The sequence below is a fragment of the Komagataeibacter intermedius TF2 genome, assembly GCF_000964425.1.
Taxonomy (GTDB): domain Bacteria; phylum Pseudomonadota; class Alphaproteobacteria; order Acetobacterales; family Acetobacteraceae; genus Komagataeibacter; species Komagataeibacter intermedius.
The window spans coordinates 24,185-44,224 of record NZ_BANF01000041.1; the positions used below are offsets into that span (position 1 = coordinate 24,185).

A 20,040-nucleotide genomic window follows, 5' to 3' on the forward strand; every position below is an offset into this window, starting at 1 on the left:
TCATCATTATACACAGTGAAATCACGTCAGTAATCATCATGAATGATGTGATATTTGTTAATGATGGCAATCGGTCACGGTGTCGGAATGGCACAATATGGACGGATGCGATCCGCGCGTGCCCACCACAACGCGGATTATGGGCAGGCAGCGCCTGCAGGTGCCCGCATGCACCCGTCTGACACACGCACGTCATGCAGAACATGTTTCGACCGGCCGGTTATGAAAGCAGTCCGTCACAACCGGGTTCCCGTCTCCGGCATACCCGGAGACAACCGGAACGGTCGGTCAGTTGTCCCCGACACCCAGCGTGCGCAGCAGCCGCGTGCGCAGGTCCTCGAAACGTGGATCGGCATGGCGGCGCGGATAGGAAAGCGGAACAGGCAGTTCCATGCGGATGCGACCTGCATCAAGAACCACCACCCGGTTGGCCAGCAGCAGTGCTTCGTCCACATCGTGGGTCACCAGCAACACGGCACTTCCGTGACGTTGCCACAGCCCATGCACAAGATCCTGCATGCGCAGGCGTGTCAGGGCGTCGAGCGCTGCGAAAGGTTCATCCAGCATAAGGAAACGCGGTTCACGCACCAGCGCACGCGCCAGCGCGGCACGCTGGGATTCGCCACCCGAAAGGGTCAGTGGCCACGCATCCGGACGGTGGCCAAGCCCGACTTCCTCCAGCGCGGCCACCGCATGGTCGCGCGTGGCCCCTGCCTGCCCCAGAACAACATTCTGCCAGACCTTTTTCCACGGAAGGAGACGGCTTTCCTGAAACACGACCGATGTCTCCGCAGGACGCATGACACTGCCCTGCGTTACGGCATCCAGCCCGGCCAGCGTACGCAGCAGTGTCGATTTGCCCGAACCGCTGCGCCCCAGAAGGGCAATGAATTCACCGGGGGCAATATCCAGGCTGAGACGGTCGAGGACAGCAGGGCCATTGCCGAAACGTCGTGTCAGGTCACGGACGCTGACAGCCGGTCCGGTCACGGGTGTCCGCACGGATGCCTGCGGGATGGCGTTCATGCTGCACCACCCTGATTCTGCCGCGCCGGTCGCCAGGCAATCACACGGCTTTCCAGAAAACGGACAGCCTGATCCGAAACAAGGCCAAAAAATCCGTAAATGACAAGGCCAACAAGGATGATATCCGTGCGCAGGAAGTCCTGTGCATCCATCATCATATGCCCGATACCGCTATCGGCGTTCACCTGTTCGGCCACCACCAGCAGCAGCCATGATATCCCGACGGAAAAACGGATACCGACCACCAGATCCGGTAACGCACCGGGCAGGATGACGTCACGGATGGTCTGCAGGCGTGTCAGCCGCAATGTCCGGGCCATTTCGACCAGCTTGGGATCAATCGAGCGGATCCCCTTATGCAGGTTGAGGTAGATCGGAAACATCGAACCCAGCGCAATAAGCAGGACCTTCGGCGTTTCCCCGATCCCGAACCAGAGAATGAAAAGCGGCGCAAGCGCCAGAACCGGGAGCGTCCGCAATATCTGTATCGGGGCATCCACAATGTCCTCGCCCATGCGTGACAGCCCGGACACCAGCGCCAGCGTGATACCGGCAGCCAGCGCCAGAACAAGACCCGAGACAGCACGGAGGAGGGAAATACCCAGATTGGCGGGAAGCGTGCCGTCGCGCATCAGTGACCAGCCTGTCGATGCAATCTGGAACGGGGATGCGACAAGCCTGGTCGAAATCAGCCCCGTCGTGCAGGCAACCTGCCACAGGACCACGAACAGCACAGCAGACACGTACCGCACCAGCGGACGGAGGCGTTGTTTTACAACTTTCCATCGTGGATTAATGGCCGGTTCCGCCGCCGGTGTGTCCGTCAGGGAATTCGTGGGGGACCAGAAGACAGTTCCGGACATGAGATCAGGCTCCGTTGTCAGACTCGTGCTATCTGGTTGTCCCTTATTTTCCAAACAAAGTCAGGTAAATTAATTTCATATCATTATTTAACGTGATTTGATTGTCTTCCATCCGCAGGCATGCTCTGTCTTGCGGCATGATGACGCGCAGAATCCCATCCCACCGTTCCGTCTGGCCTGTAGCAGCGCTGGCGCTGCTGACAGCCATTTTCCTGTTCCCGGCCAGAGGACGTGCCGCTGATGAACTGATCGTGGCTGACCAGAAGGGCCAGCAGAGGGCGCTGATGGACGCATCGGGGGCATCGGCGAACCTGCCCTATTCCATCAAATGGGTGGATTTCGAAGCTGCCGCGCCCCTGCTGCAGGCTCTGGCCGCCGGTGCCGTTGATACCGGAATTGCAGGGGACGGACCGTTCATATTCGCGTGGGGCGCAGGTGTCCCGATCAAGGCGGCGTACATCATTCCCCCGCGTGGTGCCGGCAAGGCGACGGCGATTGTCGTCGCCCAGGATTCACCCATTACGACGCCTGCGCAACTGTCCGGCAAGCGCATTGCAACCGGACGCGGTTCAATCGGCCATCTGCTTCTGCTGCGCCTGCTGGCCACCGGCGCCATTCCGCCCCCTGCGCCACAGATCGTATTCCTGCTGCCCGCACAGGCCAAGGCGGCGCTGGATACGGGCCGCGTCGATGCGTGGTCAACATGGGAACCCTATGTGTCGCTGGAAGTCGTGGGGCATCACGGCCATATCGTTGTCGATGCAGCGGGGCTTATGCCCAACAACAGCGTGTTCGTGGCCAGCGATGCGGCACTTGCCACCAAGCGCACGCAGATCGAGGATTTCTACAGGCGCGTTACGGCAGCCTATGAATGGGGCATGACGCATCAGGACCAGTACGCCCGGATCCTTGCGCACCAGACGGGAATGCCACAGGACGTAGCGAATGCCGTGGCGGAAAAACTGATCGCAGCGCCGGTTCCCGTGTCACGGGATGTCATCAGGGCGGAACAGGTGACGCTCGATACTTATAAGCAGGCAGGGCTTGTCCATCCCACGACGTCGTTCGAAAACGCATTCGATCTGAACGGTGAAGCGCCCTAGCAGCCTGTCGGGTTGGGGTACCCTGTGAAGCGGCGAGGTTATAAGGTGACGTGATGAGCAGCTTCATCCCGTTTAAGACCGGCCTCAGCCATATCTTCTGCCGCCTGATCTGAAGTCGTGACTTCCGGCTGACAATATGGCGCATTTCGTTGTTGCCGCCGTTGAGCGGGTTCCGATGAATGTATTTTCCGTGCCGGTGCACACGGGTGGCAAGGCGCGGTATCATCCGCGCCTGATGCGCGCACTTCTGATCTTCAGCTATGCAAACAGGATTTTTTTGTCACGCCGGATCAAGCGGGCGACATATCGTGATATCGGCATACGCTTCATGGCGGCGAACCTACATTGACACAGGTCCTGCTTCTGGCGCGCGAAACGCTGAAAGCGAAGCTGGATGAAGCCTGCGCCCGGCTGGAGGCTGATGGTATCCATGCCTTCACCGCTGGCCGCTCCCACTCCCTACGTCAAGAAAAACCGGTAATGGGCCGCACAATCTTAAGATTTCCAGCCTCAGTCTGATTGTCATGAAAGATATGAGCAGTAAGGGCAAGAACGATGACTACCGTGTCAGTTTCTTTTGGAAATGCCCATGGCATGTTGCCCGTTCGATGGGGAGGGCCGTCGAACAGACATGCTGTCCAGAGTCAAAAAAGTCAGCCGACCAGACTGAAGGATGAGGGACGCATCTCTTTTCTTTCTAACGCCCTTAGCTTCATCTCAGCCATATCCCTGTAATGAATGCGCTGGAGCTCCGGAACAAGAGAACCCCCTGTTGCCCAGATAACATGTGTCGCGTGATCTGGAACGATCTGATGTGTCTTCAGATATTCCCGCCCTGCTTCGGTTTCATTAAGCCACATTGGTCCGCGCAGTCCGGCCGCTGCAGATGGCTCCAGTAAAAATCCCAGATATTTTTCTACAAGGGCCATATTTTCATATAATTCGTCATCGGAAACCGTAAATACACCTGCCAGCATGTCCTGAATGTGACGCGCGACAAGCAACGACGCCTGTCCGACAGCAAGTCCATCGGCTTCCGTTTTGTTATCCAGTCCGATTTCCGAAACGGAAACTGGCCCCGTTTGTCCAGAACATAACTGGAGCAGCATACAAGGTGACGCAACCGGTTCGGCAAAAAAGCAGTGCACGTCTGGGCCAAAAATCGCTTTCAGCCCGACCGTAATCCCCCCAGGTGCACCGCCTACCCCGCATGGTAGATAAACCAGCAACGGCGTCTGGCTATTCACCTTGCGACCGGCCGCATGCAATTGCATTTTCAGTTCCAGCGCTGCGGTTGCATAGCCGTAAAACAAAAGGGCGGATGCTTCATCGTCGACAAAGTAGTCGGACTCCTTCATGAGCGAACGCGCTGTCGCAACTGCGGTGGAATAGTCCCCCTGATGTTCAACGACAGCCACGCCCCGCGCCAGAAGACGATCTTTTTTCCATTGCCTGGCATCGGCAGACATATGGACTTCCGATCTGAACCCAAGGGCAGCCGACAGGGTACCGATTGCAAGGCCCAGATTTCCAGTGCTGCCTACAAGGATCTTATGTGCGGAAAAAAGTTCTCTGGCCGCCTCTCCTGCCAGAGAACGCCTGTCAGAGGCGGGATTGATGATGCCATGATCAAGCGCGAGTTTTTCGGCATAGGCGAGAACCTCATGAAATCCACCCCGCGCCTTGATCGAACCTGCGACCGGAAGCAGGTCGTCACGTTTGATGAACCACGCGCCTGGTGCGGTTACAGGCGAACATGCAGCCAGTTTCCCTACCTCGGTCAGGGGAGATTCAATGCGACCATCTGTCGGACCCAACTCGTTGAAGAGCGCTGCCAGAAGCGGTTCACACCGCCTGAAGCGCGCGCCAGCATCAGCAATTCCAGCTAATATGGACTGGTCAGGGTGGCAGTCGGGAAGCAGGCACTCGTTCAGCCAGAGACAACGCTTTTTCGTGCGCAAGCAATCTATAATATGGCTATAATCTTTGCTATTCGTCATTTCACGCGGCCTGAATGATGCGGTTCTGGCGGCGATGTGTAGCGCGTCGTGGCATTACGTGGAAACGATATATTCTAATTGATGCATTAGTGGAGCTAATGGATATGCCTCTGCCCTCAACATCAGTTCTGGGAGCGCTTCGCAGCTTTCATGTCGTCGCAACGAAGCTATCCTTTACGAAGGCAGCCGCCGATCTGTGCGTAACCCAGGGAGCGGTCAGTCAACAGATCAGGTTGCTTGAACAGCATCTTGGACTCAGATTGTTCATACGCTCCGCGCGCACCCTGACATTAACAGGAAAAGGGGAGGCATTGCACAAAGTCATGACACGTGTGTTCTCGGATACCGAGGCTATTCTTGAAGAACTACAGACACCCGATGCGCCTCTGCAGATAAGTTGCTCGCCTTCGTTTGCCCTGCATTGGCTGACGCCCCGTCTTGCAGATTTTAACGCACAGCATCCCCATGTCCCGGTTCGACTTGTTGCGGAGTTTCAGGATCTGGATTGCGAGGAACTTGCACGCGGCCGTATTGATATCGCCATTCGTTATGATCCCAAAAAATACAATGATGTGGCGGCGGAAGACCTGCTTGATGAGTTTATTATTCCTGTATCGACACCATCATTTGCAGAAAAAGCACAGCCACTGGAAATAAGAAATGTCCACCTTCTGCACGATAACGAACCGTGGACGGGCGCCCCTGAATATTGTGAATGGAATGACTGGATAGAAGAAAATACGGACGATTACAAATGCACGATTGGCGGATCACAGTTTAACCTGTCCAGTCTCGCGCTGGGATCTGCCCTGAAAAATCAGGGTATGGCAATGGGTAGAATGGCCCTGGTGTATGACGACATTCTTTCTGGAAGACTTGTTTTCCCATTTGGCAAGGCGATACCTGCAAGCGCGCGTTATGTCCTGATCTGCCGTGATGCGGCAGACAGAAGAGTAAGTGTTTTCACGCATTGGTTAAAAACTGAATGTGCCCATTTCCGGCGACAGCGAGACAACATGTTAAAATCCATGCCAACAGAAAGCCGTTCATTGAAAAACAGATGATTGACCTGCCCGCCCGGCAGGGGTACCAGTGCGCGTAAGACAAGATCAAAAAAGTGCTGACACCGTAGGAAAACACTACCCACATAAAAGTATTTAAAAATAAATTACCAAATGACTGATATACGCCTGTAGTAGTCCGCCTACTGAATGCCCATCAATGACGAAGTTTACCAGATCATGCTCACATTGGGTCAGTTGTTCCAACCCGGCAGCGTTGTACATAGGCGCTGGGGCTATATCCGGTGCTTTTTCTAAAGGCCGCAGCAAACGCGCCCAGACTTTCGTAACCGACTGCGGCGGCGACATCGGTCACACGCTCACGTCGCGCCAGCCTCTCCTGCGCATTAAGAATACGCAGGCGCTGCCGCCAGACTGAAAACTGCATTCCCGTATCGGCGGTAAAATGCCGAATGAACGACCGCAAAGACATTCCTGCCATATCCGCCCACTCCTGCTGCCCTCGCGGATCCGCGGGAGTGGCGCTCAGGGCTTCTGCGACCCGCTTTAGCCGGGCATCTTCGGGAAAAGGCAGTGAAACAGAATGACGCGGAATGGACAGGAATTCGTCCCAGAAGCTTTCGGCCAGCCTTGTAAAGCTGTCCTGCCATGCTGCCCCTTTGGCATTTTGCGACAGACGTTCAACCTGAGCCATCAGTAATCGCGTGCAGTCCGCCAGAAAAGGCTTGTGTGCAACTGAAGAACATCTCCCAGCAGTAATATACAGACTCCAGCCTGCGATAGCACCATGGGATCGCGCCTCATGAACACAGCCAGAAGGCAGCCAGAGAAGCTGTCCCGGCCCGATCAGCCAGTAAGAATTTTGGATCGTCACGGCCATAACACCACTTTCCACGACGAATATCTGTCCTCTTCCGTGAACATGCAGCTCAGTGGTGCGGCGGTTCGTCTGTCTTACGGGACTTCCAGATAGCCAGGGAGCGCCACATGACGGAGCAGTATCTTCTGATAAAAAGCAAAACGGTTTGGCGTGCATGAGTCGAATTATGGCCGACTATCGGCAGAATGCCAAAAGTATTTCCTTTAAAATCTTCTGGTCCACTCAATCCACAAGATTATAAGGGGTTCCATGTCTTCCATACATCACGAGCAGATCATCCGGGAAATGTTCGCCACATTCACGGATTTTGGTTCAACTCCGGATAGGCTGCTTGATTTCATGACGCCGGACTATCGACAGTTTGTCGATGGACGTGAAATGACGTTGGGCGACTTCCAGGCCCACACACACGCCTTACGCAACACTCTTGCTGCATTGGAAATAGATATTCAGCATGTCGTATGTGAAGACGATAAAGCAGCCACCGTTCACATGGCCCGTGCAACACATCGTTCCGGCGAGCAAAGTCTGATCAAGGTCGTTGCCTTTTATCAGTTTCGAAAAGGGCGCATCTGCCTTGTGGATGAACTGACGCACGTTCTCGAAGGGAGTGGAAGCGATCGGATGCTTGGGGCGCTACAATGAGAGAACCCAGTCAAGACGAGTAGATGTTCTTTTTTCAGATGTAGAGTGTCCGCCTTCAAAGGGGTCTATCCTGAATTTGGCAGAAAATTTGGACTCGGATCCGGAAGGATGACTCAAGCCGTTTCTGGCTGCGCTGGGTCATAAAATGCAGGGAGCGATGTGTACGGCTTATATTGCAGGACGAGTTGTCCCCAGTGGTCGCAAAACCGTACGCCTCATGACTGTCTGCTCCCCTTGACCATCATTCACCCCCGCGATCCAGCCGCCAGAGCGCCTTCCGCCCTGTGAATGGGAGCGTTATCAAAAGACGGTTTATGCCAGCCTGTTTTACGACTGCAGCAGGATACCACGACCGTTCCCGGCCGTGCAGGAAACCGGTTCACTTACGCTCCCCCTGTCCGGGCAATCAGTTATCCGAATGGAAAGGATCTATGCCGCAGCCCCATTCTGTCCAGCCCTGAGCAGGCCTTCAATCTGCGCGGCGATCTGGAACAGTGCATCATCGTGCATCCGTTTTCCCACAATCATCAATCCTACAGGGGCTTCCCCTTCGTCATGGCAGGGCAGACTGATGGCACATCGATCCAGAAAATTTACAATCGTCGCGTTCCGCAAAAGAAGCAGATTAGTATTCGCATACACGTCATCATCATCAAGATCGTCCATACGGGGTGCCACAATCGGAACAGTAGGCAGGATAATGGCGTCATACTCATTCAGCATGACGTCAGCACGATCAATCATCTGCTGGCGTTGCTGTATCAGTTCAATGTAATCAACTGCACTCTGCTCAAGCCCGCGCAAAATACGGCGAAGTACGAACAGGTCATACTGCTCTTTTTTCGCGGCAATCAGATGCTGGTGCCAGGCAAGGGATTCTGGCGCGGGGAAACCACCCTTTGCATTGATCCCGGGCAGGCGGTCCAGATCCGGGAAAAAGCAGTCCACCAGTTGTACGCCAGCCTTTCCCAGTCGACGCAAGGTTTTCTCCCAAATGGAAATGACCGTACTATCTGCCCCCCGCATAACATATTCTTCCTGCATGATACCCAGTGTGAGTTGCCGGTCCTGCCTACCATCTGGAAGTTGCGACATCGAAATATCATGACCTGCCATGACCCGATCAGCGGCCCAGCATCCCGCCACACTGCCCGCTATGGATCCTATCGAATCCAGTGTTGTCGATAATGGTATGATATGCGTGGTCGGAATACGACGCGCTGTAGGTTTATAACCAACCATTCCGGTCAGGGCTGCGGGAATACGGCATGATCCTCCCGTATCACTTCCTATGCCAATGCAGGCCATACCATCACTGACGGAAATGGCAGCACCCGAAGATGAACCGCCGGGCACATGCCTGCGCTCACGTTGCCACGGATTGGCTGGCGTATCGAAATGGGGATTTATGCCGACGCCGGAAAACGCGAATTCTGTCATGGTGGTGCGACCGATACTGATCATGCCAGACTGTTTGAGTCGCAATATGGCAGGCGCATCAGACCGAGCCGCAGGCGCATCGGCCAATACGGTAGATCCGGCCTGCGTGACCGAACCGGCTTCATCAAACAGGTCCTTTACAGAAAAAGGAATCCCGGCAAAAAGCGGCAGCGTCCGTCCGGCCTGCCGCAGCCGGTCTGTTTCATCGGCGGCCCGCCTTGCCGCGCCAGCATGGCATTGCATGAAGGTACGGGCTCCCTCGCCCGCCGGATCCGCAATGCGTTCCAGGCATCTTTCAACCAGTTCCCGGCTTGATATCTCACCCGTTTCAAGCTGCCGTCCGGCATGAAGAAAATCAATAACAGTATTCATGTAATCCAACCCCGTCATCCATCAATAATGAATATACTGAATGTTACGGCGTGCCTGCGGGCAGAAGTTTCCATGCCCCATCATAAATTTCGAGCACATAAACGGGTTTTATGGCATCGTGCTCGGCATTGATCGTGATATTTCCCTCAAGAGCCGGAAAATCAGAGATCTTGGCCAATGCATCACGCATAGCGGTTCTTTCTTCCGCCAGGTGTGCTTTATCGCCCGTCAACCGGCCCTGCTTCATGGCCTGTGCATACAGGTAGACAATATCATACGCGACGGCATCCATCTGGTTGGGAACCGTGCGGGTCATACCGACCGCATGGGCCCTGCTGGAAAATTCCTGGGCAAAAGACCGGGTCCGTTCGTCATGCTGGGCATAAAAAGTCGTGCCAATTGTCAGGTTTTCCCCATTCCCCTGCAGGCGCGCGGGCAGTTCCGGGTCTGCAACGGTAGTGCCGCCAACAATACGTGCATCTACGCCCTGCCGCTTCATTTCACGTGCAAGGTTGATGGCGACTTCGGGCGGCGTACCCAGCGCCAGCAGATCGGGATGCATCTCCTTTAATTGCGAAACCTGCGATGAAAGGTCAAAGGCCGCGAGCTGGAAATCAATCGAGCCTTTCATCTCCACACCGTATTTATGAAACACCTGCGGCAGAACGGTCGTACCCATTGTCTTGGAAACAACATCATCCGTTGCATAAGCCACGGCGCCTGTTGCCATAGGCAGATGGGCAGTCCTGAGTGCCGCCATGACCTGATCGACCACGATACCTTCATCTGTCGTGTTGCGGAATGCAAAGCTGTAGCTTTTTGCCAGTCCGGGAGCCGAGGACGCAATCGCCATTTCTGCTATGCCCAGCCGCTCACCTGTCGGGAAGGCGGTCCTGACCTCGCTGGAGGAAAAAGGGCCGATCACGGCAAGCGCCTGGTTATCCTGTGCCAGTTGCCGCACGCCCAATGCAGCCTGCCGGGCATCGCCCGCCGTATCAAAGGTAATAACCCGCAGATTATGGCCATTTACGCCGCCACTGGCGTTTATTTGTTCCACCGCCATGTCAACTGCAATCCCATTCGTGCGGGACAGGCTGGCAAATGGCCCGCTATGAGCTGTCAAAAAGCCTAGGGTCAGGTCATCTGCCCCATGGGCAGCCAGAGGCATGCAGCCAAACATGACGGCACAGGTCAGTGTTAATGCTTTCATTCTGTTTTCCTTCCAGGTCAGATTGACAGGCATTTCTTGCGCAGGTCTATGTCTGACCATGCCCCAGATAGGCGGCCTGAAGATAAGGATGGTTCGTAAGTGTGGCTGCATCGCCTGACATGACGACACGGCCAAGTTCCAATACGGTGGCGCACGTGGCAACACGTAGCGCCTGCGCGGTATTCTGTTCCACCAGAAGGATGGTCGTCCCGTTACGATTGATCTCCACAATCAGATCAAACAGGCGTTGCACGAATAATGGTGAAAGACCAAGTGATGGCTCATCAAGCATCAGCAGGCGCGGCCGGGCCAGCATGGCCCGGCCAATCGCCAGCATCTGCTGCTCACCACCGGACAACCCTGCCGCAAGACCATGCCTGCGGGCAGCAAGATTTGGAAAGCGATCATACAGGTTATCGATTTCCATACGAACGACCTGCCTGTCACTGCGGCGATGCGCGCCGAGCAGGAGGTTTTCCTCTATGGTCATGGAGATGGCGATCCGGCGCCCTTCCGGCACGAGCACTATGCCACATGCGACCCGCTGCATGATGGAAAGTGTAGTTATCGCCTGCTGCGCAAAAGTAATTTCGCCTGCGTCCGGCCGGACAGCACCCAGTACCGTACGCAGCAACGTACTCTTGCCCGCACCATTAGCGCCCAGAACAGTGGCGATTTCCCCTTCCCTGACCTGCAGGCCAACATCATGCAATGCTTCGATACGCCCGTAACGTACACACAGACCGGAAACATCAAGCAGGGTCATGCCATCACCTCCTGCTGCGCCGTGGTGCCGATATAGGCCTGCTGGACAAGGGGATTGCGTTGCACCTGCGCCAATGTGCCCTCGGCAATTTTCGCGCCAAAGTTCAGGACCACCACATGATCACAGGCACGTTCGATAAAACCCATGTCATGCTCGATAACCACCAGGGTCATGCCATCGATGCGCATGCGGTCCAGATGCTGACGCAGCGCATTCGTCTCGCTGGGGTTCAGTCCGGCCGCAGGTTCATCAAGTAAAAGCAGGCGCGCGCCCGTCAGTGTCGCACGCACAAGGTCTACGCGCTTGCGGATGCCATACGGCAGCGCACCCACCGGTTTGTTTTCCATTCCGGTCAGGTCATAGGTTTCCAGCGCCTCACGTGCAGCCTCACGCCACCGGTTATGGGGCATGAGCCGGAAAGGCGCCAGCAATGTGCCCACACCGGATGCCTGTAGATGCTGCCCCAGCAACAGGTTATCCATAACACTGAGATATGGCATAAGCCTTACATTCTGGAAGCTACGCGCGACGCCTGCGCGAATACGGCGGCCAGACGAAATATTGGTTACATCTGTTCCATCAATGTAAATTCTGCCCTGATCCAATGGATAAATACCACTGATCAGATTGAATACCGTTGTCTTGCCCGCCCCATTGGGGCCAATCAGGGCAATCGCCTGTCCTTGGTGCACAGTCAGGTCAAGGTTGTCGACAACCCTGTTCTGGTGGAATGATTTGGTAATGTTATCAAGAACAAGCGCCATCGTCATGATTGTGCCCCCCTGCGGGTAAGCCGTGACAGAAGATGCGCCGTCAGTACCCCATCAGGGCGCAGACGCATGCATGCAATTAGCACGGCGGCAAAGATCGCATACCGCCACTGCTCCGAAGCCCTGAAGATTTCAGGCAGGAATGTAAATGCTGCAGCACCGATAACAGGGGCGAATGGCGTTTCGATCCCGCCCAGTAGTACCATCAAAACGTAGTATATGCTTAGCATGATACTGAAATGCTGCGCCTCGACAAAACTGTAGGAAGCCGCATACAGTCCGCCCCCGAGACCTGCAATTGCGGCCCCCATGATAAAGGCCACAATGCTCAACCCACGGGTTGGCACGCCCATAAGGCTGGTGACCAGTGGATCCGTACGGATGGCTGTCAGGTATAATGTAAAACGCGTGCAGCCCAGATACACGATCACGGCCAGTACAGCCGCACTGGCCGCATAGACAACGGCGGGTGATATATAGGCAGGCAGGGGGTAACCGGATGCCCCACCCACGCTATCCATATCAAGAAAGACGGCCGGGATGATTTCACCCAGCGCAAAGGTACTTAGGGCAAAATAGATACCACGAACCCTTAGCGTCAGAAACGACGCCAATGCACCCAGCGCGGTTGCAGCCAGGCCACCTGCAAGTATATCGGCAGCAACAGGCAGGTTCCATGTATTGCACATATAGGCCGTAGCATAAGCCCCGACCCCCATGAAGGCCGCTGTTGCCAGCGTTAGTTGGCCTGCAAGTAATGATAGATATGCCGCACTGGCCCCGATCAGGTTAAAGCAGAATATTATGAGAAGGCCCGAAAAGTATCCACTCATCACAATTTTTCCTGTTGTGGGGCACAACCAAGAAGTCCCGCTGGTCGCATGACAAGAAGAAGAAGGAGAATGCCGTAAACAACAATATTGACACATTCCGCCCCAGCACAGGAAATGGTAGCAACCTCGACCATTCCCAGCAGCATACCCCCGAGAACGGCTCCCCAGATACTACCTACGCCACCAATAATCATGGCAGCCAGCCCCTTGAAGCCGACTTCCTCGCCCATGAAGGGCGAAACCTGCTGGTAATTACAGGCAAACAGGATGCCAGCCACAGCGGATAGCAGAGCACTGATAATGAACAGCATCCTGACCAGACGCACGATATTGAAACCAAGCAGCAGGGCTGTCTCGGTATTTTCCGCCATGCAGCGTATCTGTCGCCCCATACCGGTCGCACGCAGGAACCATGAAAGCCAGATGACAACCCCGATGGACAGCAGCAGGCTGCCCACCTGTATTCCGCTTATGACCAGACCGGACACATGAATGTTCAGGCCGGTCACGACAGGTGGGAGCGCCTGCTGGTCGGAACCGCAGATGGCAACAAGAAGATTTTCAATCAGGACCAGAAAGGCAAGCGAACTAACCAGCGGCAGCGTCGGGTCACGCAGGCGAGAAGGCCAGTAAACCAGCCATTCCGTTACAAGCGCAACCGCGACAACAGCTGCCGGTGCCAGGACCATTGCCCATACAGGCCCCCACCCCGCATGCAGGCATATCCATGTCAGCATGCCCCCCAGAGCGAACAGTCCCGGCAGGGAGAAGTTCAGAAAATTGAGTACGCCAATCATTATTGTAAAAGACAGCGCAACAAGCATGTAGACCGCACCCAACAGAGCACCATTCACGATCTGCTGCATCAACATCATTCATGTTTCCCATGCAGTATTCCATTATGGCAGCATTCATCCCGCGCCGGCACACTCTCCATCACAGCGGCTTGATTTCGGGCAGATCAAATGCTTCGTTAAAGCGGATCATGATCTGCGCGCCCCCACCTACAGAATAGTGGATCTTTGGATCGGGCACATAGGCATAGAGTTCCTGGTCAGGATGGAAAACCGCATCGATATAGGGGCGGAACAGAACCCCAGGCAGGACTTCGGCACCATAAGTAAACTCGACCCCTTCCGTGCTGCGTGCAAAATTGCCCCTGCCACCATTGACCTGCACCGCCGTATCGAGTGCGGCCGTCACGCGCTGATTGAAGACCGAAGCAACACCAATCAACCCCATGTAATCATGCGGGCGGCGCGGCAGGCCATGTTTGAGAACACCAAGCGTATAGTAAGCATTGACAGTGGGGTGACCGGATGAACCAATATATGCCCCGCCAAATATCTGCAGGTCCTCATGGGATTTACGGTTGGGTTTCCATACCGTCTGCATGAATTCACCATAAACTTCCGTATGCGCACCATCATTCATGGGCGTGCCGCCATTGGTCAGGAGCGGCTTGCCCGCTGTATTGAGGTAGGCATCGCTAAAATTATGGGAGTCATAATAAAAGCCGACTACATATTTTTTAGGATAGGCTTCCGTTTCATACGTCGAGGAATAGCCACCTTCGACCGGGATGAACGTGCCATTGGCATGGGCTTCCGACCAGTTCCCCGAAAAGGGGAATCCTGTCCGTGTAAATCCCCACGAATTATCCGCATAGGCGCCCGTCTGGATATAATAGTTCGTCGCCGGGCGGATGGTCAGCATGCCACCCCACGTTGCAACCGGCCAGTGTGACTGGTTTGCATTGAAGCTCCAGCCTCCAGGATTGCCGCATACGAAAGAGACAAACTGACAGTCGGTCGGCAGGTTGGTCAGGTATTTGGTCGGTGCGATACGGCCCAGACGGATGTTGATGATCCGATTGAAAAGATTCTGTTCATATGAAAATTCCGACAGTCGCGTATTGTTGCTTGGTCCCGTCACGCCACCCTGATAGTCCATGGCGCTTCCATTAAAGGTATTCAGGCCGCCCGCGTTGAACGTGCCGAAACGTGAATCCAGCCCGATATGGATCTGCCCGCCATGCAGATGGACCAGTTTTTCGAGGTCCAGATCCATGCCATAGGCAAAGTCATGCAGGAAGGCAGTTCCCTTTTTTCGACCACCCGATGCCTGCGAATAGGACGTTCCCGCATAATATCCGTTAAAATATATGCCCCTGTTCGCCAGGTTATGCGTAATTCCCTGAAGACCAATATAGCGAGAAAAGGAAACGACCGGGGAGACTTCGGGCTCTTTCTCAGCCGTGTACTGGGGGACCTCCTGTTCGTCCTCGGTCTGCCCCCATGCCACATGGGACATGCCGCTAACCGACAGAAGGGCAAACGCGGAGCAGACCGCGGTTATGTTTCGTGGTCGTAACGGTGTAGGTAGGCAAATCTTGGCACCCATGATCTCTAACACCTTTTTATGAAAGCTATGTTGCAATGGGATCGTAATAATTGGTTCTTTTTGATGTCAACTTGAATCTTGAAGATTCTCAAATATTTTTCGTAACATACTGCCAATATACGGTAATTATACAGAATAAATATCATGTTATGAATCCGGCATGAATTTTGTTGACACATTCATAATGGCTTTCATACAAAGCTATATGTCAAATCACTCCTTCTGCCTGCACAGGAGACGTTCTTGAAACTGGATCAGAAAAAACTTCGGAATGTGCTGGGACGCTTCGCTACAGGCGTGACGATCATCACAGGGCGGGACATTACCGGCGAACCCTTCGGATTTACGGCCACCTCGTTCAATACTGTATCGCTCGACCCGCCACTGATCCTGTTCAGCGTACGCAAGGGGGCGCGCAGTTGCGATATCCTGTCCGGCGCGAATGCCTATACAGTGAATGTTCTGGGGCTGCACCATGCTCCATTATCCGACATGTTCGGGCGGAACACGGGACTGAAAGAACGTGCAATAAAACTGACCGAGATGTGTGGCCACAGCATGCGTGGCGTGTCGGACGCCCTGGCGGTCCTGCACTGCCGCCCCTATGCCGCGCATGGGGCAGGCGACCATGTCGTGTTTATTGGTGAAATACAGGAAATCCTGACATCAGAGGGATGCAGACCCCTTATTTTCTATAATGGCCAGTACCATACAACTGTGCCGTTCAACGATCTGCTACCTGCACAACAGGAGAAAAAAGTAGTATGAAAACTGGGCAGCAATACCGGGATTCCCTGAAGGATGGGCGCACTGTCTATATCGACGGGAAACAGGTTGAAGATGTAACGACCCACCCTGCTTTCTGTAACGCCATAGACACAGTGGCGCGGATGTACGATTTTTCATCATCTCCACAGAATGAACGCCTCATGACATGCCAGAATACTGATGAAGACAGAATCAACCGTATATGGCAACTGCCTAAAAGCTATAATGACCTGGTCGAGCGGCGGAAGGCACTTGAGGCATGGGGACAGCTACATGCAGGCTTCTTCGGCCGCTCCCCCGATCATGTCGCATCCTGTATTGCTGGCATGTATATGGGCCGCGATATATTTAATGCCTACGACCCCAAGCGGGCGCAAGCATTGGGTGATTACTATCATTATGCTTCCAGCAATGATATTTTCCTGAGCTATGTCATCATTAACCCGCAGGGGGAACTTCCGGCATCAGGAGAAACGGCCGGCAGGCGACGCCTGGCCGCATCCATCGTGGACCAGGACAGCAGCGGGATTGTCATCAACGGCGCCAAGATGCTGGCCAGCGGTGGTGTGATGGCACATGAGGTGCTGGTCACCTGCATCCAGCCCCTACCTGTGGGTGATGAAGCCCTGGCCTTCTCTGCCGTGGTGCCGATGAATGCACCGGGCCTGCGCATCCTGTCGCGTAAATCCTATGAAACAGGGACCGGTTCGGTTTTCGACTATCCCATGTCCAGCCGGTTTGACGAAAATGATGCCGTGCTGGTTTTCGAAAATGTCAGCATACCGTGGGAGCGGGTTTTCATTATTGATAACCGCGAGATGTGCCAGAAGCAGTTCATGGCGACACCGGCGCATGTGTACCAGAACTATCAGGCCATGATCCGCCTTAAAACCAAGCTGCTGTTCCTGGTTGGCCTGGCGCATCGCACTACGGAAATCAACTGCACGGCACGCTTTCCCCAGGTTCGGGAAATACTGGGACAACTTGCAGCCGAAGTGGGTATGCTTGATGCCATGGTGGCTGGCATGGAAGCCAAGGGCAGCGAAGTTGGCCCATACTTCATCCCGGATCGCCATTCCCTCTATGCTGCCCAGACGCTTACGCAGCAACTGTATCCACGCTTTATCGAACAGCTGCGTAATCTGGCCGGTGGCGGCGTAATCATGCTGCCTTCATCCATAAAGGATTTTGACAATCCTGAAATCATGAAATGGATCAACGAAAGCCAGTCCTCCCCCATTGTGGATGCGCATGACCGGGTCAAATTTTTCAAGCTGATGTGGGACGCCATCGGCTCCGAATTCGGATCGCGCCATACCCAGTATGAAATGTTTTACGCAGGCGCCAGTTATGTGCCGAAAAACCATTCCTTCCGCACCTTTGACTGGAATGGTTCTGCCACCCGCGTCGATACCATGCTGGCTTCTTACTGAACCTGACAACTGGAGATCAAACACATGGCTATAAACAAGGCACATGACGAATTCCATACCCTTGACATGAACAATGGATGGGAACGCCCCGCAGCATACAAGGTGGACGTCAGAGAAAAGGTCCTGTCCGGGGCACTGGATGAAGTCAGTAAAAAAGGCAGCCGCACCCGCCTCCTGCGCTTTTCACCCGGTGTCTACACAACAAAACCTTTCGTGCATGATTATTGGGAGGAAGTATATCTCATCTCCGGTGACCTGACCGTAGGTAATGATGAAAATGGCGAAGGCGGCGAAGCCTTCGGTCCCAATACCTATGCCGTGCGGCCACCCGGTGCGGTACATGGCCCTTTCAAATCGAATGGCGGCTGCCTTCTTCTGGAAATTCATTACTACGATCCGGCATAGGAGCTAGGGGCATGCTGCATTTTACACGCATGACGCAAGACGGGCAGGACCATATCACCTGCGCACCCAACCGGCTGATCATAGCGGGCTGGGCGGGGCGAGACATGGCTGCGATTGAAGAACATATCGTGGAACTTGAAGCAATCGGGGTTCCTCGCCCATCGTCTGTGCCGGTCTATTACCGTGTGGCACGGGACCTGCTCCTGCAGGCGGATCGGGTGCAGATTCTGGGCAGCACGTCATCGGGTGAGGTTGAGCCTGTTCTACTTGCCCTAGCTGATGGGTGGTGGGTCGGCATTGGCTCGGACCACACGGATCGAGAAGCGGAAACAATCGGAATTGCGCTATCCAAACAGCTCTGCTGCAAGCCGGTATCAAGGGTTCTGTGGAAATGGGAGGATGTCGCCGACCACTGGGATATGCTCATCATGCGTTCCTGGGCTACGATTGATGGCATGCGGGTCCTTTACCAGGAAGGTCCGGTCAACAGCCTGCGCGCGCCGGATAATCTGGTGGATAACCTGCCAGATACAATCGCATTTACACCAGGCGACATGATGTTCTGCGGGACCCTGTCCGTAAAAGGCGGCATTCGCCCTGCCCAGCGTTTCGAAATGGAACTGGAGGATCCTGTCCTCAAGCGGTCCATAAGACATGCCTATGATCTGGATATGTTGCCCGTCGTTTCATAAGGGGCCATGCAGCATGGCTTAACTGGATTGGGACCATGCATGAATATACCAGAAATACCCAATCCAGATTTTACGCTTCCTTTTTTCCGCCTTTCCGAAAATAGCTCTGGTCCTGCTTTTTCGATCGACAGGAAAATACGGCATGCTATCACGTCAGAATGAAAGCGAAAAAAACTTCCGGACCCAAAATGCGTGACCACTCTCCGGTCCTGACTGAACCATTTGACGAGGCGCATCCCCTGACGGTATCGCGGCCTGAACTTCTGGTTAATGGATCAGATCGTATTTTCCGTGAAATGCTGCACAATATTCTGGCATTTTCGGCCCGGATTCAAGAAAATCGCAGTCGTCTTGGACGGCATATTGGTCTGAGCGGCACGCAATACACTATTCTGATTTCCATTGCGCATATGGAAATCGAAGAAGTCGGCATCATACAGATTGCCGAGCACATCCATCTCAGCGGGGCATTCGTCACGATTGAAGTCAACAAGCTGGTTGAGGCGGGACTGGTAAAAAAAGAAGTCAACCCGCATGATCGCCGACGTATTCTACTTCATACGACAGCCAAAGGCCGTGCAAGTCTTAAAAAACTGACCGAAATTCAGGTTCCGGTTAATGATACAATCTTTCGTGATATTACCCATGAACAAATGCAGCAACTCAGGAGAATATTGCCACTTCTGCTGCACGGCTCCAACGCCTCCCTACGACTAATGGATGCTCCTGAGCCCCAAGAATCTGACCGAAAATGAATTGAAACCTGGAATATGATCAGCCCTGCATGGCACTACTTTGGCAGAATGCGTCGCGGGGTCTGGGGTAGAAAATTTCCACAGTGCGGGTATTACCCCGGTGGGTAGTCACAGGATGCGATCAGGAATGGCCTGTCGTATGGCTGGCAGGCCGGGCTGCGGAAGAGGACTGGTGACTCTTTTTTCCATCCTGCCGCCGTGAGGCGCCGAGACTGGAGAAGGGCGCAGGCCAACATGGATATCAGGGCGTGCCGGTGCAGCCTGTCCATGATCGCCCCTCAAAGTGATCGAGGCCCGGTTCCTCCCTGAGTTGCCGATGTGCCTGTTCGCAGACTCATCGGGTCGTAATCGCAGCGGCCATTAGCCTGAGGGATGTATAGGCAGACAGATTGGACAGGTCGTATTTCCGTTCGCCGGTGGAACGCTGGCCCGCTTCACCCGGCAAGGTAACGGCCTGTCTGGACGCCACCCTGGACTACATGCGGGCCGATGGGATGCAGTAAATGGCGTAGTGCCAGTTGCACCTCAGCCCCTCTGCTCAGGACTAGGGCCTGTTATGGCTTGATCCAGTCTGCTGCGGCAGCGATGTGGATGACGGCGAGGAACGACGTTGCTGTTTTTTCATATCTGGTTGCGACAGCGCGGCACTCCTTG

Annotated in this window: 20 protein-coding genes and 3 pseudogenes; 9 read left to right on the top strand and 14 right to left on the bottom strand. The window is 54.5% G+C overall.

Translation table 11 applies throughout. The features are described from left to right. Positions 1-288 precede the first annotated feature (288 nt). Genes B7449_RS08140 through B7449_RS22065 form a run of 3 tightly spaced genes read right to left on the bottom strand, consistent with a single transcriptional unit; the run spans position 289 to position 2,097 of the window. Positions 289-1,026: an ABC transporter ATP-binding protein gene (locus B7449_RS08140; RefSeq protein ID WP_048883551.1), complete on the bottom strand. Its 738-nt coding sequence runs from the start codon at positions 1,024-1,026 to the stop codon at positions 289-291. Beyond that, complete coding sequence (locus B7449_RS08145) at positions 1,023-1,889, bottom strand: ABC transporter permease (protein ID WP_082084803.1); 867 nt, start codon at positions 1,887-1,889, stop codon at positions 1,023-1,025. Before B7449_RS08145 ends, B7449_RS08140 begins: the two co-directional genes overlap by 4 nt. 43 nt (positions 1,890-1,932) lie before the next feature. Further along, complete coding sequence (locus B7449_RS22065) at positions 1,933-2,097, bottom strand: hypothetical protein (RefSeq protein WP_199858373.1); 165 nt, start codon at positions 2,095-2,097, stop codon at positions 1,933-1,935. A 43-nt stretch (positions 2,098-2,140) separates the two neighbouring features. Between B7449_RS22065 and B7449_RS08150 the strand changes: the two genes are divergently transcribed. Next, positions 2,141-2,992, top strand: a complete 852-nt coding sequence (locus tag B7449_RS08150; protein WP_242407790.1) for an aliphatic sulfonate ABC transporter substrate-binding protein — start codon at positions 2,141-2,143, stop codon at positions 2,990-2,992. A 53-nt stretch (positions 2,993-3,045) separates the two neighbouring features. Further along, positions 3,046-3,338, top strand: a pseudogene (locus tag B7449_RS08155) (IS5/IS1182 family transposase); the annotation flags it as partial. A 307-nt stretch (positions 3,339-3,645) separates the two neighbouring features. Here B7449_RS08155 and B7449_RS08160 read toward each other — a convergent pair. Next, the gene (locus B7449_RS08160; RefSeq protein WP_048883552.1) at positions 3,646-4,992 is read right to left on the bottom strand and encodes a D-serine ammonia-lyase; all 1,347 of its coding nucleotides are present in this window, start codon (positions 4,990-4,992) and stop codon (positions 3,646-3,648) included. 98 nt (positions 4,993-5,090) lie between these two features. Between B7449_RS08160 and B7449_RS08165 the strand changes: the two genes are divergently transcribed. Continuing rightward, on the top strand, positions 5,091-6,056 hold the full coding sequence (locus tag B7449_RS08165) for a LysR substrate-binding domain-containing protein (RefSeq protein ID WP_199858368.1): 966 nt from the start codon (positions 5,091-5,093) through the stop codon (positions 6,054-6,056). Positions 6,057-6,237: 181 nt separating this feature from the next. Here the strand turns inward: B7449_RS08165 and B7449_RS08170 are convergent, their stop codons facing one another. After that, positions 6,238-7,050 (bottom strand): AraC family transcriptional regulator, encoded by an 813-nt coding sequence (locus B7449_RS08170; RefSeq protein WP_082084804.1) that lies wholly within the window; start codon positions 7,048-7,050, stop codon positions 6,238-6,240. 93 nt (positions 7,051-7,143) lie between these two features. On the opposite strand from B7449_RS08170, the gene B7449_RS08175 reads away from it, so the two are divergent. Next, positions 7,144-7,539, top strand: a complete 396-nt coding sequence (locus tag B7449_RS08175; RefSeq protein ID WP_039735326.1) for a nuclear transport factor 2 family protein — start codon at positions 7,144-7,146, stop codon at positions 7,537-7,539. Between the two features lie 429 nt (positions 7,540-7,968). On the opposite strand, the gene B7449_RS08180 is transcribed toward B7449_RS08175, so the two are convergent. The 7 genes from B7449_RS08180 to B7449_RS08210 form a co-directional block, all read right to left on the bottom strand. Next, complete coding sequence (locus tag B7449_RS08180) at positions 7,969-9,351, bottom strand: amidase (protein WP_039735347.1); 1,383 nt, start codon at positions 9,349-9,351, stop codon at positions 7,969-7,971. 43 nt (positions 9,352-9,394) lie between these two features. Next, complete coding sequence (locus tag B7449_RS08185) at positions 9,395-10,690, bottom strand: ABC transporter substrate-binding protein (RefSeq protein WP_158003686.1); 1,296 nt, start codon at positions 10,688-10,690, stop codon at positions 9,395-9,397. Further along, positions 10,608-11,327, bottom strand: coding sequence for an ABC transporter ATP-binding protein (locus B7449_RS08190; protein ID WP_039735328.1), 720 nt, complete (start codon positions 11,325-11,327; stop codon positions 10,608-10,610). The genes B7449_RS08185 and B7449_RS08190 overlap by 83 nt, the downstream gene beginning before the upstream one ends. Then, positions 11,324-12,097, bottom strand: coding sequence for an ABC transporter ATP-binding protein (locus B7449_RS08195; RefSeq protein ID WP_048883553.1), 774 nt, complete (start codon positions 12,095-12,097; stop codon positions 11,324-11,326). Before B7449_RS08195 ends, B7449_RS08190 begins: the two co-directional genes overlap by 4 nt. Beyond that, entirely contained in the window at positions 12,094-13,026 is a 933-nt protein-coding gene (locus B7449_RS08200) for a branched-chain amino acid ABC transporter permease (RefSeq protein WP_307150521.1), read from the bottom strand. The genes B7449_RS08195 and B7449_RS08200 overlap by 4 nt, the downstream gene beginning before the upstream one ends. Beyond that, positions 12,930-13,805 (bottom strand): branched-chain amino acid ABC transporter permease, encoded by an 876-nt coding sequence (locus B7449_RS08205; protein ID WP_039735331.1) that lies wholly within the window; start codon positions 13,803-13,805, stop codon positions 12,930-12,932. Before B7449_RS08205 ends, B7449_RS08200 begins: the two co-directional genes overlap by 97 nt. Positions 13,806-13,866: 61 nt before the next feature. Further along, complete coding sequence (locus B7449_RS08210) at positions 13,867-15,243, bottom strand: carbohydrate porin (protein ID WP_048883554.1); 1,377 nt, start codon at positions 15,241-15,243, stop codon at positions 13,867-13,869. Positions 15,244-15,576: 333 nt separating this feature from the next. On the opposite strand from B7449_RS08210, the gene B7449_RS08215 reads away from it, so the two are divergent. From B7449_RS08215 to B7449_RS08235, 5 genes are all read left to right on the top strand, one after another. Further along, positions 15,577-16,101, top strand: a complete 525-nt coding sequence (locus B7449_RS08215) for a flavin reductase family protein (protein WP_048883555.1) — start codon at positions 15,577-15,579, stop codon at positions 16,099-16,101. Further along, positions 16,098-17,534 carry a 4-hydroxyphenylacetate 3-hydroxylase family protein gene (locus tag B7449_RS08220; protein WP_039735333.1) on the top strand — a complete coding sequence of 479 codons (1,437 nt, stop codon included), beginning with the start codon at positions 16,098-16,100 and terminating at the stop codon, positions 17,532-17,534. The genes B7449_RS08215 and B7449_RS08220 overlap by 4 nt, the downstream gene beginning before the upstream one ends. Positions 17,535-17,600: 66 nt before the next feature. Beyond that, entirely contained in the window at positions 17,601-17,939 is a 339-nt protein-coding gene (locus B7449_RS08225) for a cupin domain-containing protein (protein WP_199858369.1), read from the top strand. A gap of 11 nt (positions 17,940-17,950) precedes the next feature. Beyond that, positions 17,951-18,631, top strand: a complete 681-nt coding sequence (locus tag B7449_RS08230; RefSeq protein WP_039735335.1) for a DUF2848 domain-containing protein — start codon at positions 17,951-17,953, stop codon at positions 18,629-18,631. Between the two features lie 188 nt (positions 18,632-18,819). After that, on the top strand, positions 18,820-19,386 hold the full coding sequence (locus tag B7449_RS08235; protein ID WP_235721155.1) for a MarR family winged helix-turn-helix transcriptional regulator: 567 nt from the start codon (positions 18,820-18,822) through the stop codon (positions 19,384-19,386). A 121-nt stretch (positions 19,387-19,507) separates the two neighbouring features. Here B7449_RS08235 and B7449_RS22805 read toward each other — a convergent pair. Together B7449_RS22805 and B7449_RS19730 are read right to left on the bottom strand one after the other, a co-directional pair. Further along, a pseudogene (locus B7449_RS22805) lies at positions 19,508-19,831 on the bottom strand (IS701 family transposase); the annotation flags it as partial. A 109-nt stretch (positions 19,832-19,940) separates the two neighbouring features. Then, a pseudogene (locus tag B7449_RS19730) lies at positions 19,941-20,040 on the bottom strand (IS5-like element ISMex42 family transposase); the annotation flags it as partial.

Bases quoted from the DNA above. Each gene is read 5' to 3' on its own strand.
- B7449_RS08140 (WP_048883551.1), bottom strand. From the start codon at position 1,026: ATGAACGCCATCCCGCAGGCATCCGTGCGGACACCCGTGACCGGACCG.
- B7449_RS08145 (WP_082084803.1), bottom strand. From the start codon at position 1,889: ATGTCCGGAACTGTCTTCTGGTCCCCCACGAATTCCCTGACGGACACA.
- B7449_RS22065 (WP_199858373.1), bottom strand. From the start codon at position 2,097: ATGGCTGTCAGCAGCGCCAGCGCTGCTACAGGCCAGACGGAACGGTGG.
- B7449_RS08160 (WP_048883552.1), bottom strand. From the start codon at position 4,992: ATGACGAATAGCAAAGATTATAGCCATATTATAGATTGCTTGCGCACG.
- B7449_RS08165 (WP_199858368.1), top strand. From the start codon at position 5,091: ATGGATATGCCTCTGCCCTCAACATCAGTTCTGGGAGCGCTTCGCAGC.
- B7449_RS08170 (WP_082084804.1), bottom strand. From the start codon at position 7,050: ATGCACGCCAAACCGTTTTGCTTTTTATCAGAAGATACTGCTCCGTCA.
- B7449_RS08175 (WP_039735326.1), top strand. From the start codon at position 7,144: ATGTCTTCCATACATCACGAGCAGATCATCCGGGAAATGTTCGCCACA.
- B7449_RS08180 (WP_039735347.1), bottom strand. From the start codon at position 9,351: ATGAATACTGTTATTGATTTTCTTCATGCCGGACGGCAGCTTGAAACG.
- B7449_RS08190 (WP_039735328.1), bottom strand. From the start codon at position 11,327: ATGACCCTGCTTGATGTTTCCGGTCTGTGTGTACGTTACGGGCGTATC.
- B7449_RS08195 (WP_048883553.1), bottom strand. From the start codon at position 12,097: ATGACGATGGCGCTTGTTCTTGATAACATTACCAAATCATTCCACCAG.
- B7449_RS08200 (WP_307150521.1), bottom strand. From the start codon at position 13,026: ATGTGTCAATATTGTTGTTTACGGCATTCTCCTTCTTCTTCTTGTCAT.
- B7449_RS08205 (WP_039735331.1), bottom strand. From the start codon at position 13,805: ATGATGTTGATGCAGCAGATCGTGAATGGTGCTCTGTTGGGTGCGGTC.
- B7449_RS08210 (WP_048883554.1), bottom strand. From the start codon at position 15,243: ATGTCCCATGTGGCATGGGGGCAGACCGAGGACGAACAGGAGGTCCCC.
- B7449_RS08220 (WP_039735333.1), top strand. From the start codon at position 16,098: ATGAAAACTGGGCAGCAATACCGGGATTCCCTGAAGGATGGGCGCACT.
- B7449_RS08225 (WP_199858369.1), top strand. From the start codon at position 17,601: ATGAACAATGGATGGGAACGCCCCGCAGCATACAAGGTGGACGTCAGA.
- B7449_RS08230 (WP_039735335.1), top strand. From the start codon at position 17,951: ATGCTGCATTTTACACGCATGACGCAAGACGGGCAGGACCATATCACC.
- B7449_RS08235 (WP_235721155.1), top strand. From the start codon at position 18,820: ATGCGTGACCACTCTCCGGTCCTGACTGAACCATTTGACGAGGCGCAT.